This is a genomic window from Mesorhizobium sp. M0983 (genome assembly GCF_040318975.1).
Taxonomy (GTDB): Bacteria; Pseudomonadota; Alphaproteobacteria; order Rhizobiales; family Rhizobiaceae; genus Mesorhizobium.
Window position 1 is genome coordinate 347,374 of the sequence record NZ_JAMYNH010000003.1, and the last position, 14,539, is coordinate 361,912.

At 62.4% G+C, this 14,539-nt stretch carries 13 protein-coding genes; 8 read left to right on the forward strand and 5 right to left on the reverse strand.

What is annotated here, in order from left to right:
- Positions 1 to 92 precede the first annotated feature (92 nt).
- Positions 93 to 2,180 (reverse strand): PAS domain S-box protein, encoded by a 2,088-nt coding sequence (locus tag NKH71_RS08205; protein ID WP_031194628.1) that lies wholly within the window; start codon positions 2,178 to 2,180, stop codon positions 93 to 95.
- 39 nt (positions 2,181 to 2,219) lie between these two features.
- A complete protein-coding gene (locus NKH71_RS08210; protein WP_198030534.1) occupies positions 2,220 to 2,999 on the reverse strand; it encodes a response regulator in 780 nt (259 codons plus the stop codon).
- Between the two features lie 46 nt (positions 3,000 to 3,045).
- Between NKH71_RS08210 and NKH71_RS08215 the strand changes: the two genes are divergently transcribed.
- Complete coding sequence (locus NKH71_RS08215; protein WP_023721317.1) at positions 3,046 to 3,732, forward strand: response regulator transcription factor; 687 nt, start codon at positions 3,046 to 3,048, stop codon at positions 3,730 to 3,732.
- Positions 3,733 to 3,810: 78 nt separating this feature from the next.
- Here NKH71_RS08215 and NKH71_RS08220 read toward each other — a convergent pair whose 3' ends face one another.
- Positions 3,811 to 3,978, reverse strand: a complete 168-nt coding sequence (locus NKH71_RS08220; RefSeq protein WP_023721318.1) for a hypothetical protein — start codon at positions 3,976 to 3,978, stop codon at positions 3,811 to 3,813.
- A 604-nt stretch (positions 3,979 to 4,582) separates the two neighbouring features.
- On the opposite strand from NKH71_RS08220, the gene NKH71_RS08225 reads away from it, so the two are divergent.
- Positions 4,583 to 5,047, forward strand: a complete 465-nt coding sequence (locus NKH71_RS08225) for a L,D-transpeptidase (protein ID WP_023721319.1) — start codon at positions 4,583 to 4,585, stop codon at positions 5,045 to 5,047.
- Positions 5,048 to 5,117: 70 nt separating this feature from the next.
- On the opposite strand, the gene NKH71_RS08230 is transcribed toward NKH71_RS08225, so the two are convergent.
- The gene (locus NKH71_RS08230; RefSeq protein ID WP_352480983.1) at positions 5,118 to 8,201 is read right to left on the reverse strand and encodes an efflux RND transporter permease subunit; all 3,084 of its coding nucleotides are present in this window, start codon (positions 8,199 to 8,201) and stop codon (positions 5,118 to 5,120) included.
- Positions 8,198 to 9,475 carry an efflux RND transporter periplasmic adaptor subunit gene (locus NKH71_RS08235; protein WP_502895831.1) on the reverse strand — a complete coding sequence of 426 codons (1,278 nt, stop codon included), beginning with the start codon at positions 9,473 to 9,475 and terminating at the stop codon, positions 8,198 to 8,200. The genes NKH71_RS08230 and NKH71_RS08235 overlap by 4 nt, the downstream gene beginning before the upstream one ends.
- A 150-nt stretch (positions 9,476 to 9,625) precedes the next feature.
- Here NKH71_RS08235 and NKH71_RS08240 point away from each other — a divergent pair, with 150 nt between their 5' ends.
- The 6 genes from NKH71_RS08240 (at position 9,626) to NKH71_RS08265 (ending at position 14,229) form a co-directional block, all read left to right on the forward strand.
- A complete protein-coding gene (locus NKH71_RS08240; RefSeq protein ID WP_023721321.1) occupies positions 9,626 to 10,162 on the forward strand; it encodes a TetR/AcrR family transcriptional regulator in 537 nt (178 codons plus the stop codon).
- Positions 10,163 to 10,282: 120 nt separating this feature from the next.
- Positions 10,283 to 11,887: an inorganic phosphate transporter gene (locus NKH71_RS08245; protein WP_352641292.1), complete on the forward strand. Its 1,605-nt coding sequence runs from the start codon at positions 10,283 to 10,285 to the stop codon at positions 11,885 to 11,887.
- Positions 11,888 to 11,971: 84 nt separating this feature from the next.
- Positions 11,972 to 12,733 (forward strand): CorA family divalent cation transporter, encoded by a 762-nt coding sequence (locus NKH71_RS08250; protein WP_352894733.1) that lies wholly within the window; start codon positions 11,972 to 11,974, stop codon positions 12,731 to 12,733.
- Positions 12,730 to 12,996: a CorA family divalent cation transporter gene (locus tag NKH71_RS08255; RefSeq protein ID WP_352894735.1), complete on the forward strand. Its 267-nt coding sequence runs from the start codon at positions 12,730 to 12,732 to the stop codon at positions 12,994 to 12,996. Before NKH71_RS08250 ends, NKH71_RS08255 begins: the two co-directional genes overlap by 4 nt.
- Before the next feature lie 167 nt (positions 12,997 to 13,163).
- On the forward strand, positions 13,164 to 13,808 hold the full coding sequence (locus tag NKH71_RS08260) for a carbonic anhydrase (protein ID WP_023721324.1): 645 nt from the start codon (positions 13,164 to 13,166) through the stop codon (positions 13,806 to 13,808).
- Positions 13,809 to 13,818: 10 nt separating this feature from the next.
- Positions 13,819 to 14,229, forward strand: a complete 411-nt coding sequence (locus tag NKH71_RS08265; RefSeq protein WP_352788019.1) for a nuclear transport factor 2 family protein — start codon at positions 13,819 to 13,821, stop codon at positions 14,227 to 14,229.
- Positions 14,230 to 14,539: the final 310 nt, after the last annotated feature.

Consider the following 14,539-nt stretch of genomic DNA (forward strand, 5'->3'; position numbering starts at 1 on the left):
CTTTTCGCGAGCGCCCTCCAGCACTCCAGTCAGGCTCCCGCCGCAATGTCGGCTGGGAGCCTTTTTTCTTTCCTTTTTGTCTCTCTGGGAGTCTAGCCGCCCAAAGCGACCTGCTCGGCAATGGCCGAGAGCACGCCGCGCACATCCAGCGTGCTGAACGGCTTTTCGAGGATTGGCGGCCGCTGCGGCGCCGGCAGCGCCTCGATTTCGCCTTTTGCGCCGATCAGATCGCCGGTGACAAGCACGAAACGCCGCGCCAGATCCGGCATTTCGGCAAGCAGCTCGCGATAGGCGGCTATGCCGCTGGTGCCGGGCATGCGCAAATCGGAAAACACGATGTCCGGCGGCATGTGGCCGCTCAGGGTCGCGGCGGCCGAGACCCAGGCCGGCACGATCCGCGACTTGATGCCCATCAACTCCAGAATGTCGGACAGCGACGCCGCGACATCCGGCTCATCGTCTATGATCAGCGCGTGACGCAAGCCGCTCGACCGCGACGGACTGTCGCCGGCGGCGACCGCGCCGGCAGCGATCGCCGGCAACTGCACGACAAAACGCACGCCTCTCGGCGAAACCTCCTCGAACCAGATATTGCCATTGTGCCGCTCGATGATCGATTTGGAAATCGACAGGCCGATACCGGTACCGACGCCGACTGGCTTGGTGGTGAAATAGGATTCGAATATGCGTGAGCGTATCGCTTCCGGCACGCCTGGCCCGTTGTCCTCGACCGAGAATCCGGGATTGCCGCGGTCGCTGCGAAACGTCCGGACCTTGATCCGCCGGTCGCCGGCAATGCCGGCCAAGGCATGCTGGCTGTTGATGAGGAAGTTGGCGGCTACCTGCGTCACGTGGTCGGCATCGGCCATGGCCAGCAGCGGGCCGCCGGCGAAATCGGTGTCGATGATGATGCCGCTTGATCGCGCGCCATAGGCGGTCACTTCGAGTGCCGCGCGGATCACCTGGTTGAGGTCGGTCTCGGCCTGCGCCGTCGGGTGCAGGCGGACCATCGACAGGAAGCTTTTGACGATACGGCCGCAGCGCTCGGCAGCGGCGCGCACCTTTTCGGCGCGTACTTTGGTCTGCGGATCGGCGGCGAATTCATGCAGCAGCGTCGACTGGGCGACGACCACGGCCAGCGGGTTGTTGAGCTCGTGCGAAACGCCCGCAAGCAGCGAGCCCATCGCCGCCATCTTCTCGTTCTGGTGCAGTTTTTCGCGCTGACGGTTGATTTCCTCCTCAGCGCGCAATCTGTCGCGCAGGTCGCGGATGGAGCCGAAGATCAGATGGCGATCGGCGACCCGCATCTCGGTCGCCGTCAGCTCGATCGGAAAAACCTCGCCGGCGGCATTCTGGGTGACCGTTTCGAGCCGCTGGCCGACCATCGGCGCGCCGCGGCCCGACATGTATTCGGCGCCCGACGCATAGCCTTTGCGGTAATATTCCGGCACGACCGTGTCGAGCAGGTCCTTGCCGAGGATATCGCTGCGTCGATAGCCGAACATCTTCTCGGCGGCCGGATTGAATTCGATGATCGAGCCGGTCTCGTCGATGACGATGATGGCGTCGAGCGAGGCCTGCAGCATGGTGCGGCGAATGACGTCACTGGCATGCGCGTCGGAGGGCGACCGTTCGATGGCGTCGCCAATGGCGAGTGCCACCATGTGCAGCGCCGCCTCTTCCTGGTCGGTCCATTCGCGTTCGTTGACGCAGTCGTTGACCGCCAGTGTGCCCCACAAATTGCCGTGCGAAAAGACCGACACCGACAGGAACGACTTGATGTTCTGCTTTTCGAAATCGGTCCGCAGAAAGCCTTCGAGATCGCGTGTGTGCCCGGCGAATATCTTGCCTTGGCGCTCGTCCTCCGCCAGCTGTTCCAGCAATGGGTCCGAATCGACGACCGACTGCATGATGACGGTCGGTGACGCCAGCTCGCCGCCAAACCGGGGGGCGATCCAATAAGCGGCGACCGACTGGGCGAAGCCCTGGCCGGGCAGTTCGCGCAGGCGAAACAGGATGCCGCGGTGACAATCCATGGCTTCGCAAAGCGTTTGGAGGATACCCTCCATCTCGCGCTGCCAGTCGCCGGCTTCGCGCAGCCGGCGAACCACATGCACGGCCGCCATCGCCGCGCCCTGCCTGGCGCCCTGCGAGTCCGCGCGTGCTGTTTCAGCCGTCATGGTCATTTCCTGGCCGTGGCTTGCTCAAGCCGCCAGGCCTCAGTTATTTTCGCCGGCTGGCAGCGAGAAGATATAGCCTTCGCCGCGCACCGTGCGCAGGAATTTCGGATTGGCCGGATCCGCCTCGATCTTCTTTCTCAGCCGCATGATGCGGATGTCGACGGCGCGGGACGATTCCGCGTCCTCGACGAAACCGATCGCCTCGGAGATCGCCGCCCGCGTCAACAGCCGGTTGGCGCGGGTAAGGAACACCTCCAGCACGTCGAACTCGCTCTTGGCCATGTCGATGACCGCACCGTTGGCGCCGGTGACGAGCCTGCCGTCGAGGTCGGCGTGAAAGGCGCCGAAGCTCACGGACCGGCGGCCACCGGATGTTTCAGCCTTGGCTTTTTGTGGTTCGGTCGGCTCCGGAACGCGGCGCAGCACGCTGCGCACCCTGGCCAGCACTTCGCGCAACTCGTAAGGCTTGACGATGTAGTCGTCAGCGCCGAGCTCCAGTCCGACGATGCGGTCGAGCGCGGTACCGGCGGCCGTCGCATAGATGATGCCGATCGGCATTTTCGACCGCATCCAGCGGCCGAGCGACAGGCCGTCCTCGCCCGGCATGGCGATGTCGAGAATGGCCAGATGGAAGGACTGGGCTTCCAACAGGTCGCGCGCCGCCGCCGCACTTTCGGCCGTGGCCACATCATAGCCGCTGGCGCCGAGATACTCGGCGACCGCGTCCCTCAGGTCGGGCTCGTCCTCGACAATGACAATTCGTGCCCGCACGATGCGTTCGCTCCCGCTTTCAGCGGAAAGTAGATTGGGTATAAACATGATGTCCAGCACTCTTCTTGGGTTGCCGTATGCGGGGTAGAAAAACATGGCTGCACGATCCGTCATCGCGCTTGTTTCCGTCGCTGAAGTAATTGCGACCGATCTCGCCGATCATCTCAAGCGACGCGGTCATGACGTCCGCGCCGCGCGACAGCCGTGGGAAGCCGAATCGCTGCTTTCGGAAAAGGGCATCGATGTCGTGGTTGTCGGCGACAGCGTCAGCCAGGCGGAGGGGCGCGACCTGCTCAGGCGACATGGCGGCGAAGGTGGACCGGATTTCATCCTGATCTGCCGCCCGGCCGATCTGGTCGACAAAGTGCTGGCGCTCGAGCTCGGCGCCGCCGACGTCGTCGAAAGCCCGCTCAATGTCAGGGAGCTTGCCGCCCGCGTTGGCGGCCTGCTGGCTCGGCGCGGCAGGAGCGCCGGGGAATTGATCGTGCTGGAGAACGCGACCGTCGATCTCCGGTCGGCCATCGTCATGCACCGCTCGGGCACGGAAGAACAGCTGTCCCCCGGGCAGGTGGCGCTGCTCAGGCTCTTCCTGGCCAGCCCGCGCAAGGTGCTGACGCGCGACGACATCATCGCCGCCGCGCCCGCCGAAAATGCCGAAGCCTTCGACCGGTCGATCGATTCGCGCATCGTGCGGCTGCGCCGCAAGCTCGACACCGAAACCATCACCACCATACGGGGTGCGGGTTACCGGTTCGATCCGCCAACGCAATTCGCCGACTGAATGCAGGACAGCCACCCCTTTTTTGAGTATCGGATTTTCCTAAAACCGGTTCCCGCTTTTGGGTCCGATGCTCTTTCCTCAGCGCACCACGAGAAGCGACGGGCCTGACGGCATGTCACTGTTCGTGCTGACCTCGCCGGCATGCGCACGTTCCTTCAGCAGCACGGTTGCGAGGCCGGCAATGCCGAGCAGGCCCTGCACGTAGAGCAGGGCAGAAAGCACGGAAGCGGCGAATTTCGTTTTCATCCTGTTCTTTCCTCAAAATTGGGATTTACGGGCGCTTCAGGGGAACCCCCGAAGCGCCCGCGCCGCCAGCGGAGCCCCCCGTTGCGGCGCGGGCCTTCGGTCCTCTCGGCTGCAAGTTGCCGGAGGCGCCGCGCATCCTCAACGGCTCTAAGCCGCCCCCGCCAGAGGGACTTGAGCCGGTCGACGCGCAGGCTGGAAACTGTCCAGACCAATTTAGACCGTCGCGAAAACAGTGTGGGCTTCCGATCGTTCGTTGCCGGCTGTTTTCGTTACGTCAACTTTGCCCGTGCGCTGTATCCGGATCATGCCGCCGAGGCCGCGCTTTGTTGCAGCTCGGTTTCGAAGTGAGGTGGAATTCCTCTCAAACGAAAGACAATCGCGTATTCGTGCCGCGGTTTGGCTGATCCGCTTAGGCAAACACGCCGCCGCTGTCATGACGACGTCCAACAGCTGTAAGCCGCTTTGCACGGCGTTTTCCGTTAACCAGGGGAAAACAGAATCGAAACACAAACGAGCATCTAGCGAAATCGACTTGAAACAGGATGCCCCGATAAGCCGGTCATCGAATTGAGCCGGCCCCGACCGGCAGAATAGGGGAGACATCATGTACACCGCCATTTCCGCCAAGCTCATCAACATCGCCGCCGCCGTCATCACCGGTGCTGCCTTGCTTGTCAGTGCCGGCAACAGCGCAGCCCACGCCGCCGCCAACAAGATCGTCGCGCGTGTGTCGCTATCGCAGCAGACCATGGAAATCTTGGTCGACGGCCGGCCGACATTCGCCTGGAAAGTCTCGACCGGCGACAGGACGCACGTCACGCCGACCGGTTCGTTCAAGCCGACCCGCATGCATGAAATGTGGTATTCGAAGAAATACGACAACGCCCCGATGCCGCATTCGGTGTTCTTCAGCGGCGGCTACGCCGTACATGCGACAAGCGCCATCAAGCGCCTCGGCCAGCCGGCCTCGCATGGCTGCGTGCGTCTGCATCCGGACAACGCCGCCGATTTCTATCAGCTCGTCGAGGTCTTCGGCCCGGCCAACACCAGCATCGTCATCGTCAAATGAGCGATGCTTTTCGTAGCTCCCAAGAAAGGCCGGAAATCCGGCCTTCTTTATTGTGCAATGTTAGTACAATCTAATCCGGCATCACCGGCATCAGCTTGGGGTCCGGCTTTTCGGCGTGATGCGGCAGGTCCTTGCTGGCGATAAACGTGTAGAACATCGGCACCACGAACAGCGTGAACATGGTTCCGACCAGGATGCCGGTGAAGATCACCAGGCCCATCGAATAGCGTGCCGCGGCACCAGCGCCGCTGGAGATGATCAGCGGCACCACTCCGAGCGCCATCGCCGCCGTCGTCATCAGGATCGGCCGCAGCCGCACCTTGGCCGACGCGATGATCGCATCGCGCCGCCGCATGCCGTGCATTTCACGCTGCTGGTTGGCGAACTCGACCAGAAGGATGCCGTGCTTGGTGATCAGGCCGATCAGCGTAATCAAGCCGACCTGGGTGTAGATGTTGAGGGTGCCGAGCCCGACATTAAGCGGCACGATCGCGCCGAAGATCGAGAGTGGCACCGCCATCATGATGATCAACGGATCGCGGAAACTTTCGAACTGCGCCGCCAGCACCAGATAGATGACGAGAACGGCTGCCGCGAAGGCGATGATGATCGTGTAGCCCTGTTGCTTCTCCTGCCGCGACTGGCCGGTATAGTCGATGAAGAAAGTGTCGGGCAGGCTCTCCTTGGCGATATCCTCGATCGCTTTCAAACCGTCGCCGGTGGTGACGCCAGGCAGCGGCAGGGCGGAAATCGTTGCGGAATTCAACTGGTTGAACTGCTCGATCGCCGCCGGCGACGCGTTGGTCGAGATCTTCACCACCGCAGAGAGCGGCACCATCTCACCCGAGACGCTGCGCACGAAATACTCCCCCAGTTTTTCGGGATTGTCGCGAAAGCTCTGCGGCACCTGCGGGATGATGTCGTAGCTGTTGGATTCGCGGTCGAATTGCGCCACCTCGGCGCCACCGACCAAGAGGGTCAGCGTCCGGCCGATATCGGCGATCGGCAGGTTGAGTGCCGCGGCGCGGTCGCGGTCGATCGTCACCGTCACTTGCGGCGCATCGTAGGACATCGAATTCTGCACGGCGAGGAAGCGACCGGAGGCCTGCGCCTTGTTCTTGATGTTCTCGGCCGCCTCGTACACTTGGGAGGCCTCGCCGGTCGAGCGCACCACCATCGTGATTGGCAGGCCGCCGCCGGAGCCGGGCAGTGTCGGCGGTGCGAAGACGAAAGCCTCGACGCCCGCCACCTTGGCAAGGCGGGCAGTGATGTCTTCCTGAAGTTCCTTCGAGCTGCGCGCGCGCTCGGCCCAGTCCTTGAACGCAAAGCCGACGAAAGCGCTGTTCGTCGGGCCTTGGAACGCGACGGCGGAGAACCGCGCCCTGGTTTCGGGGATATCATTCACCAGCCCGAGAATCTGGTTCACATAGGTCTCGGTGTAGTCCGACGTCGCATAGCGCGGTGCGTTCACAATAGACAGCAAGAAGCCCTGGTCTTCTTCCGGCGCCAGTTCGCTCGCGGTCTTGGTGAACATGAAGCCGGTCGTGGCGACCAGTGCGATGACGATCATCAGCGTCACCGGGCGATATTTCAGCGAGCCGCTGACCAGCCGCTCATAGACGTTTTCGACGCGCCCGAACGTGTTGTCGACAATGCGCTGGAAGCGGCTGTGCGAGCCGGCCCTCAGGATGCGTGCCGACATCATCGGCGTGACGGTTAGGGCAACGACACCCGAAAGGACCACCGAGCCGGCAAGCGTCACTGCGAATTCGCGAAACAGTGCGCCTGTCAGGCCGCCGGTGAAGGCCAGCGGCGCGAACACGGCGGCCAACGTTATCGTCATGGCGACGACGGCGGAAGAGATCTCCCGCATGCCGTTGAAAGCCGCCTGCATCGGCGACAAGCCGTCTTCCTCCATGTGGCGGTGGATGTTTTCCACCACCACGATGGCATCGTCAACAACCAGTCCGATCGCCAGCACCATGGCCAGCAACGACAAAAGGTTGATCGAATAACCCAAAGAAAACAGCAGGAAACAGACGCCGATCAGCGACAGCGGAATGGTCACGATCGGCATCAGCACCGAGCGGAACGAGCCGAGGAAGAGCAGGATGACGACGATGACGATGGCGACCGCCTCGCCGATGGTCTTGAACACCTCCTCGATCGACGCGCTGATCTGCTCGGTCGAGTCATAGACGATCTCGATCGTCATGCCGAGCGGCAGCGTCTCCTGGATCGTCGGCACAATCTTGTGGATCGCCGCCGCGGTGGTCAGTGGATTGGCGGCCGGCGTCGGAAAGATGGCGAGAAAGATGCCGGGCTTGCCGTTGAAGGTGACCCTGGTGTCGGTGTTCACCGCGGCGAGTTCGACGCGGGCCACGTCGCGCAGTCTCACCACATTGCCGTCTTTCGAGCGGAGCGGAAGGGCAGCGAAAGCCTCCGGCGTCTGCAGGGTCGAGCGAACCGTGATCGAGGAAGCCACATATTCGTTTTCGGTATCGCCGGGCGCGGAGAGGAAATTCGATTCGTTAATGGCGGTCAGCACTTCCGCCGCCGTCACACCGCGCGCCGCCAGTTTGATCGGGTCGATCCAGACACGCATCGAATATTCGGCGGCGCCGAAAATCTGCACGTCGGCAACACCTTCGACCGTCGACATACGCGGCCGCACGACGCGCTCGATATATTCGGTGAGCTGTTCCGGCGTCATGTTCGGGTTCTGCATCGAGATGTACATCATCGCGAACTGCTGGCCGGTGCCCTTGACGATCACCGGGTCTTTGGTTTCGTCCGGCAGATCGCCGCGAACGCTCTGAACCTTCGACAGGACTTCGTTCAGCGCAACGTCGGGGTCGGAGCCGAGTTTCATCTGCACTGTCACGGTGCTGGATGACGGCCGGCTCGCCGACGTGACATAATCGATGTTTTCGGTCGAAGCGACAGCACGCGCGATCGGCGCGGAAATGAACCCCTGGATCAGGTCGGCGCTGGCGCCGGGATAGGCCGTGGTGATCGTGATGGCCGTTTCTTCAACCTCTGGATACTGCCGGATCGAAAGGTTGAAGATGCCCTGAAAACCCAGAAGCAGGATCATGCAGGCAAGCACGGTCGAAAGGACCGGGCGGCGGATGAAGAGGTCGGAAAAGCTCATTGCTGGGCTGCCTGCTGGTTCCCCGGCTTGCTCGGATCGATCGTGTTGTCGACGGCAACGGACATGCCGTTGGAGAGCCGGTTCTGGCCGGCGGTAACGACTTCGTCGCCGGGCTGGATGCCTTCCAGGATCTCGACCAGGCCGGCGTTGTGGCGGCCTGGCTTGACGAACACCTGGGCGAGCACGAGCTGCGGCTTCTGTTCTTCCGCTGCCGGTTTGGCTTCCGCTGCCGGTTTGGCTGGGGTAGCGCCCGGCTTTTCTTCGGGTTTTGCCGCGGGTGCTTCGGCAGCGGGCTTGGCAGCATCCGCGGCTGGTTTTTCTTCCGGCTTTGCCTCGGGAGCCGCGCCGTTGACTTCTGCGGATTTGGCCGGGCGCACCACGAAGACGAAGTCACCGTACAGGCTGGAGGTCAGCGCAGTCTGCGGCAGCGCCAGCACGTTGTTCTCCTCCGGCAGTTCGACACGCACCTGGACGAACTGGCCGGGCGTCAGCTTGCCTTCAGGATTGGCGACCTCCGCCCTCACCGTCACCAGCCGGCTCGTCGGGTCGATCTTCGGATCGATACCGCGGATGCTGCCGGCGAACGGCATGTCGCCGCCGCCAATGCCCAGCCGCACCGTCTGTCCGATCTTCAGCAGCGGAAGCTGCTGCTCCGGCACGGTGAAATCGACACGCATCGTGTCCATGTCCTGCAAGGTCACCACGGCGGTGCCGGGTGTGAGATACTGGCCAATGTCGATTTTCGGAATACCGACGGTGCCCTTGAAAGGGGCCGTCAACTGCTTTTGGTCGAGCACCGCTTGCAGCTTGTTTACCTGCGCGGAGGAGACCGATGCTGCCGCCTGCGCCGTGTCCAGCGTAGCGTCGGTGCCGACCCCGCGCTTCTGCAGCTCAAGAGCGCGCATCAGCGTCGTCTGGTCGGATGTGGCTTGCGCCTTCGACGCCACGAGGTCGGCCCGCTCGACGGCATCGTCGAGCTGCAGCAGCACGGCGTTGGCGGCGACCTTCTGATTGGCATGAAACTGGATGTCCTTGACGATACCCGCGGTTTCGACGGTCAGGTCGACGCCGCGCACGGCACTGACAGTACCGATCGCCTCGACGCCGGGCGTCCAGGACATCGGTTTGACGATGACCGTCGACACGGTCGCGGCCGGCGGCTTCATGGTGGCGAAAAACTGTTTGATCGCATTGTCGCGGAACAGGTTGAAGCCGACGATGCCGCCGCACACCAGCACGAGCAGAATGAAGGCGATGATGAAGCGCTTGATCACGAACAGTCCCCTCGGCCATGGCCCAGCATAACGGTCGGATGACCGGAACACATACCTGTGACTGGTCCCAATTTCAAATGACGGCAATCTTACTGTACCGTCTGGACGGTCTTGTCAATTCCGCTTAAGCTAATGAATGGGGAACGATTGATGAAGGCCCGCAGAACAAATTCGCGCGAGAAGATCCTCGCCGCCGCCGCCGACGTGGCGCGCGAGACGGGTCCCGGCAGCCTGTCGCTGGATGCGGTCGCCAGCCGTGCCGGCGTGTCGAAGGGTGGTCTTCTCTACAATTTCCCGACCAAGGCGAAATTGATGCAGGCGCTGGTGGAGGATTACCTCAGTGCGTTCCAACAGGCGCTTGAGGCCGCACGCACGAACGGCGTCAGCGGTGAGAGCCCGCTTGCGGCCTATATCAGGCTTTCGGCCGAGCATGCCGAGGAGTCGAAACCGTCGGCGACCTGGATATTTTCGGCGATTGCCGAGGATCCCGATTTCCTGACGCCGATAAAATCGTTCAGGCGGCAAGTGTTCGAGCGGCTGAAGCAGGAGACGCCGAATCTCAAGGCGCTGCTGGTCTGCTATCTCGCTATCGAAGGGCTTCGCAGCATGAACCTGTTCGGTTCGGACATTCTCTCCGCCGACGAGCGCCGGTTGCTGATATCGACCCTGCTGGAGATCGCGGAATAGATCAGGAACCACCGTCCAGCACTATCTGCTCCAATCTCAAAGTGCTCTGCCGTCACACAGGCTTCATTGTGCCGACATAGCGTCCTCCCATTCTTTGCTGCAACGCAAGAGGAGTGGGGTATGGTCGATATTGTTTCCAGCGAAGCAGGAATTCCAAGGCCGGAGCATCCGCTCGACCGGCCAAACAGCACCGGCAAATGGTTTCTGCCGGCCTTTGCCGTCATCATCCTGGGCGGCCTTGCCTATGTCGGCTACGCGCTCAGCCAGGACCTGACCAGCACCGTCGCGGTGCCGTGGATTCTGCTTGGCCTGGCGCTGCTGATCGCGCTCGGCTTCGAATTCGTCAACGGTTTTCACGACACCGCCAATGCGGTGGCAACGGTGATCTACACCCATTCCATGCCGGCCGAGCTTGCAGTGATGTGGTCCGGCTTTTTCAACTTCCTCGGCGTGCTCACCGCCAGCGGGGCGGTCGCCTTCGGCATTATTTCGCTGTTACCGGTCGAACTGATCCTTCAGGTCGGATCGAGCTCCGGGCTGGCCATGGTCTTTGCGCTGCTGGTCGCAGCGATCATGTGGAACCTCGGAACCTGGTATCTCGGCCTGCCTGCCTCGAGCTCGCACACGCTGATCGGTTCGATCATCGGCGTCGGCCTCGCCAACCAGTTCACGGCGCCGGCCGGTTCCATCACCAGCGGCATCGACTGGTCGCAGGCAAGCAATGTCGGCCTGTCGCTTCTGATCTCGCCGCTGGTCGGGTTTTGCCTGGCTGGGCTGCTGCTTCTGGTGATGAAGCTGCTGGTCAGGAACCGCGAGCTTTACGAGGCGCCGAAGTCGAGCGCTCCGCCGCCGCTGTGGATCCGGGCGCTGCTCATCTTCACCTGCACCGGCGTCAGCTTTGCCCACGGCTCCAATGACGGGCAAAAGGGCATGGGCCTCATCATGCTCATCCTGATCGGCGTGGTGCCGACCGCCTTCGCGCTCAACCGCACACCGGACGTGAACTATCTCGAAGCTTACAAGTCCGCAGCGACGCAGGTCGAAACGGTACTCGGCAAATACGTCAAGCCCGGCGTCGCCGTGACCGACGCGGCAACCGTGGTCGGTGACGCCGTTCGCACCAAGACCTGGAAGGACGAGACCACGCCTGCCCTGCAGAGCTTCATCCACGACACTAGCGCAATGTTGTCGCCCTATCCGTCCGTGGAAAAGCTGCCGACAACGCTGGTCAGCAACGCCCGCAACAACATCTATCTTATCGGTGAAGCGCTGAAACTGATCGACAAGAAGAAGCTGCTGCCGATGGAGGTCGACGACCTGAAGGCGGTGACGACCTATCACAAGGCGGTCGACAACGCGACGAAGTTCATCCCGCTCTGGGTCAAGGTCGCCATCGCGCTGGCGCTCGGCCTCGGCACCATGGTCGGCTGGAAGCGCATCGTCGTCACCGTCGGCGAGAAGATCGGCAAAAGCCATCTGACCTACGGCCAGGGTGCGTCCGCAGAGCTTGTTGCAATGGCGACCATCGCATCGGCCGACTATCTCGGCCTGCCGGTCTCGACCACCCATGTGCTGTCGTCGGGCGTTGCCGGCACCATGGCGGCGAACGGCTCGGGCCTGCAATGGTCGACAGTGCGCAACATGCTGATGGCCTGGATACTGACCCTTCCGGTCTCCATCTGTCTTGCCTTCGTGCTGTTCGTCATCTTCCGCCAGATATTCTGAGCGGGGATAGGACTTGGCCAGAATGTCGCGGCGCCGGCTCCGGCGCCGCCCGGATCCTGAACGTGCATTGTCTCGGCGGCGGCCATGAATGACGCATCGCATCTGACATTGCTTGCCGCGGACGACCAGCATCATGCCCCCGGGCTGGTCTGGGCCTATCATGCCGCTCCCGGCAAAGCTCCCGAATCGCTGGCGCCCCGGGACATAGAGGCCGCGCTGGCCTCACTGGACGGCTGGGTCTGGCTGCATGTCGACCTTGTCGACCGGCGCGCCCATTCCTGGGTCAGCCATGCCTGCGCGCTGCCGGCGTCGGCTCATGCAATCCTCGAAGGACATGAGGACAGCCTGGTGCTGGCGCATGAGAATGGCGTCGTCCACGGCATTTCCGCCGACCTGCATGGCGAGATCGCCCATCAGTCGACGACCATCGGGAGATTGCATTTTGCGGTCTCGGAGCGGCTGCTGGTCACCGGCCAGCGCCATCCGCTGGCGGCGGTGGAGGAAGTGCACACCGCCCTTGCCGCAGGGCTGCGGCCCGCCACAGCATTCGAGCTGTTCGAAACGCTGGTCATGGCTTTTTGCAAGACCACCAGCCTGCGGCTCGCCGCGGCGACGAAGCGGCTCGATGCGGTCGAGGACCATCTCGTGACCGAGCGGCTTGCCGACGAAAGACGACAGCTGAAGGATGTGCGCCGCCTTGCCGTATCCTTGCATCGGCCGATCTCGGCCCTGGCAGCACTTTTCCAGGATGAAGACCGTTCCGCCTGGAACCTTTCCGCCGGCGCACATGAAGTTCTGCGCCGGCTTGCTGCCCGCCTGGAACGGCTCGACCCGAGGTCGTCATGATCAACGACCGGGCAAGGCTGCTGCAGGAGGAGCTTGCGGCCGAGCTTGCCGACGAATCGAACCGCAGCCTCAAGGCGCTGGCAGTGATGAGCGCACTGCTTTTGCCGGGCACCCTGATCGTCGGCATATTCGGCATGAACACCGGCGGGCTGCCATTCACCGACAGCCCCAGCGGCTTCTTCCTGGCGATGCTGCTGGCGGTTGGCGCGACCGGCCTGTTCTACTGGCTTCTACTGTGCGCCGGCGCCAAACTGCGGTTCTGAGGCCGACTAATGGCGGCGTTCGTTCGCCTGTATGCAAAGTACGGGCTGGCACGTCGAAACCACGCCGTCCCGCCTTCCGAAAATCGGTTCCGATTTTCGGGCCGATGCGCTAGAGCCTTTCGGGATTGAACCGTGCCTTTAACCCGGAAAGGCTCCCGCCGCTGCCCATGCCCCACCTTCCCGAGCATCTTCTCACCGGCTACCGCAATTTCATGAGTGGCCGCTATCTCACCGAAAGCGGGCGTTATCGCGCACTGGCCCGGGAAGGCCAGGCACCGGAAACTATGATCGTCGCCTGCTGCGATTCCCGCGCTGCGCCCGAAGCGATCTTCGATGCCGGGCCGGGCGAGTTGTTCGTGCTGCGCAATGTCGGCAATCTGGTGCCGCCCTATGCGCCCGACGATCAGTTCCACTCGACATCGGCAGCGCTCGAATTTGCCGTGCAGAGCCTCAAGGTCAAGAACATCGTGGTGATGGGCCACGGCCGCTGCGGCGGCATCCGCGCGGCACTCGACACCACGGCCGCGCCGTTGTCGCCGGGTGATTTCATCGGCAAATGGATGAGCCTGATCGCGCCGGCGGCCGAGACCGTATCGTCCAGCACCTTCATGACCGCGACCGAGCGCCAGACCGCGCTGGAGCGCATATCGATCCGATATTCCATCGCCAATCTGCGTACCTTCCCTTGCGTCTCGATCCTCGAAGGCAAGGGGCGGCTATCGCTGCACGGCGCCTGGTTCGATATTTCGACCGGTGAGCTTTGGGTGATGAACAAGGAGACCGGCGATTTCGAGCGGCCGGAGACGGAGTAGGAGACAAGGCATGGTGCGAATTCCGGTCGCGTTCGCGGCGGCAGCACTGCTGTGCTCGGCAGATTTCGCCCGCGCCGACGACAGCGCGATCATCGACCGCTGGTATTCGGCACTGCTCGTCGCCGACCGCACCGAATTGTCGGACCTGCTTGCCGACAACGTCCGCATCAAGCTCGACGACCTCGGCGTCGTGCAAAGCAAGCAGGAATTCATCGCCTCGATCGCCGAGTGGCAAGGTGCCGTCGCCGGGGCCGAAATCCGCCACCGGATCGAGAAATCCGAGGGCGGCGTCACCACTGTGATCGCCTGCTATGATTTTCCCAGCAACGACATGCTGATGCAGGAGACCTTTGCGGTCGCCAACGACCAGATCACCGCTAGCTCGCAAGCCGCGATCGCCGAAAACTGCGACGGCTACTGACGGGCTTTTTTCGCCCGCGACTTTTTGGTGACGGTCGCTGGAATTGCCCGCGTTATCACGTCTAAAAGTGCACTGTTGTCGTAATTCCCGTAATTCCACCCGATATCGAAGTCCCTAAAACGATATAGACGACACGATTGCTTTGGCAACGCCCAATTCTTTCAGACAATCCGTATCATTAGCCATCCCGACGTATGTCATGAATACAACATCATTCCCATTCGACAAATACCAGGCAGATGTCAATTGATCCCCGGTCTCTGACAATACGCCAACAGAGATTATACCGTCAGACTCGATGTTTGTGATA

What these genes read in the sequence shown, in the direction of transcription:
- NKH71_RS08205 (WP_031194628.1), bottom strand. Translation starts at nt 2,180, where the DNA reads ATGACGGCTGAAACAGCACGCGCGGACTCGCAGGGCGCCAGGCAGGGC.
- NKH71_RS08210 (WP_198030534.1), bottom strand. Translation starts at nt 2,999, where the DNA reads ATGTTTATACCCAATCTACTTTCCGCTGAAAGCGGGAGCGAACGCATC.
- NKH71_RS08215 (WP_023721317.1), top strand. Translation starts at nt 3,046, where the DNA reads ATGGCTGCACGATCCGTCATCGCGCTTGTTTCCGTCGCTGAAGTAATT.
- NKH71_RS08220 (WP_023721318.1), bottom strand. Translation starts at nt 3,978, where the DNA reads ATGAAAACGAAATTCGCCGCTTCCGTGCTTTCTGCCCTGCTCTACGTG.
- NKH71_RS08225 (WP_023721319.1), top strand. Translation starts at nt 4,583, where the DNA reads ATGTACACCGCCATTTCCGCCAAGCTCATCAACATCGCCGCCGCCGTC.
- NKH71_RS08230 (WP_352480983.1), bottom strand. Translation starts at nt 8,201, where the DNA reads ATGAGCTTTTCCGACCTCTTCATCCGCCGCCCGGTCCTTTCGACCGTG.
- NKH71_RS08240 (WP_023721321.1), top strand. Translation starts at nt 9,626, where the DNA reads ATGAAGGCCCGCAGAACAAATTCGCGCGAGAAGATCCTCGCCGCCGCC.
- NKH71_RS08245 (WP_352641292.1), top strand. Translation starts at nt 10,283, where the DNA reads ATGGTCGATATTGTTTCCAGCGAAGCAGGAATTCCAAGGCCGGAGCAT.
- NKH71_RS08250 (WP_352894733.1), top strand. Translation starts at nt 11,972, where the DNA reads ATGAATGACGCATCGCATCTGACATTGCTTGCCGCGGACGACCAGCAT.
- NKH71_RS08255 (WP_352894735.1), top strand. Translation starts at nt 12,730, where the DNA reads ATGATCAACGACCGGGCAAGGCTGCTGCAGGAGGAGCTTGCGGCCGAG.
- NKH71_RS08260 (WP_023721324.1), top strand. Translation starts at nt 13,164, where the DNA reads ATGCCCCACCTTCCCGAGCATCTTCTCACCGGCTACCGCAATTTCATG.
- NKH71_RS08265 (WP_352788019.1), top strand. Translation starts at nt 13,819, where the DNA reads ATGGTGCGAATTCCGGTCGCGTTCGCGGCGGCAGCACTGCTGTGCTCG.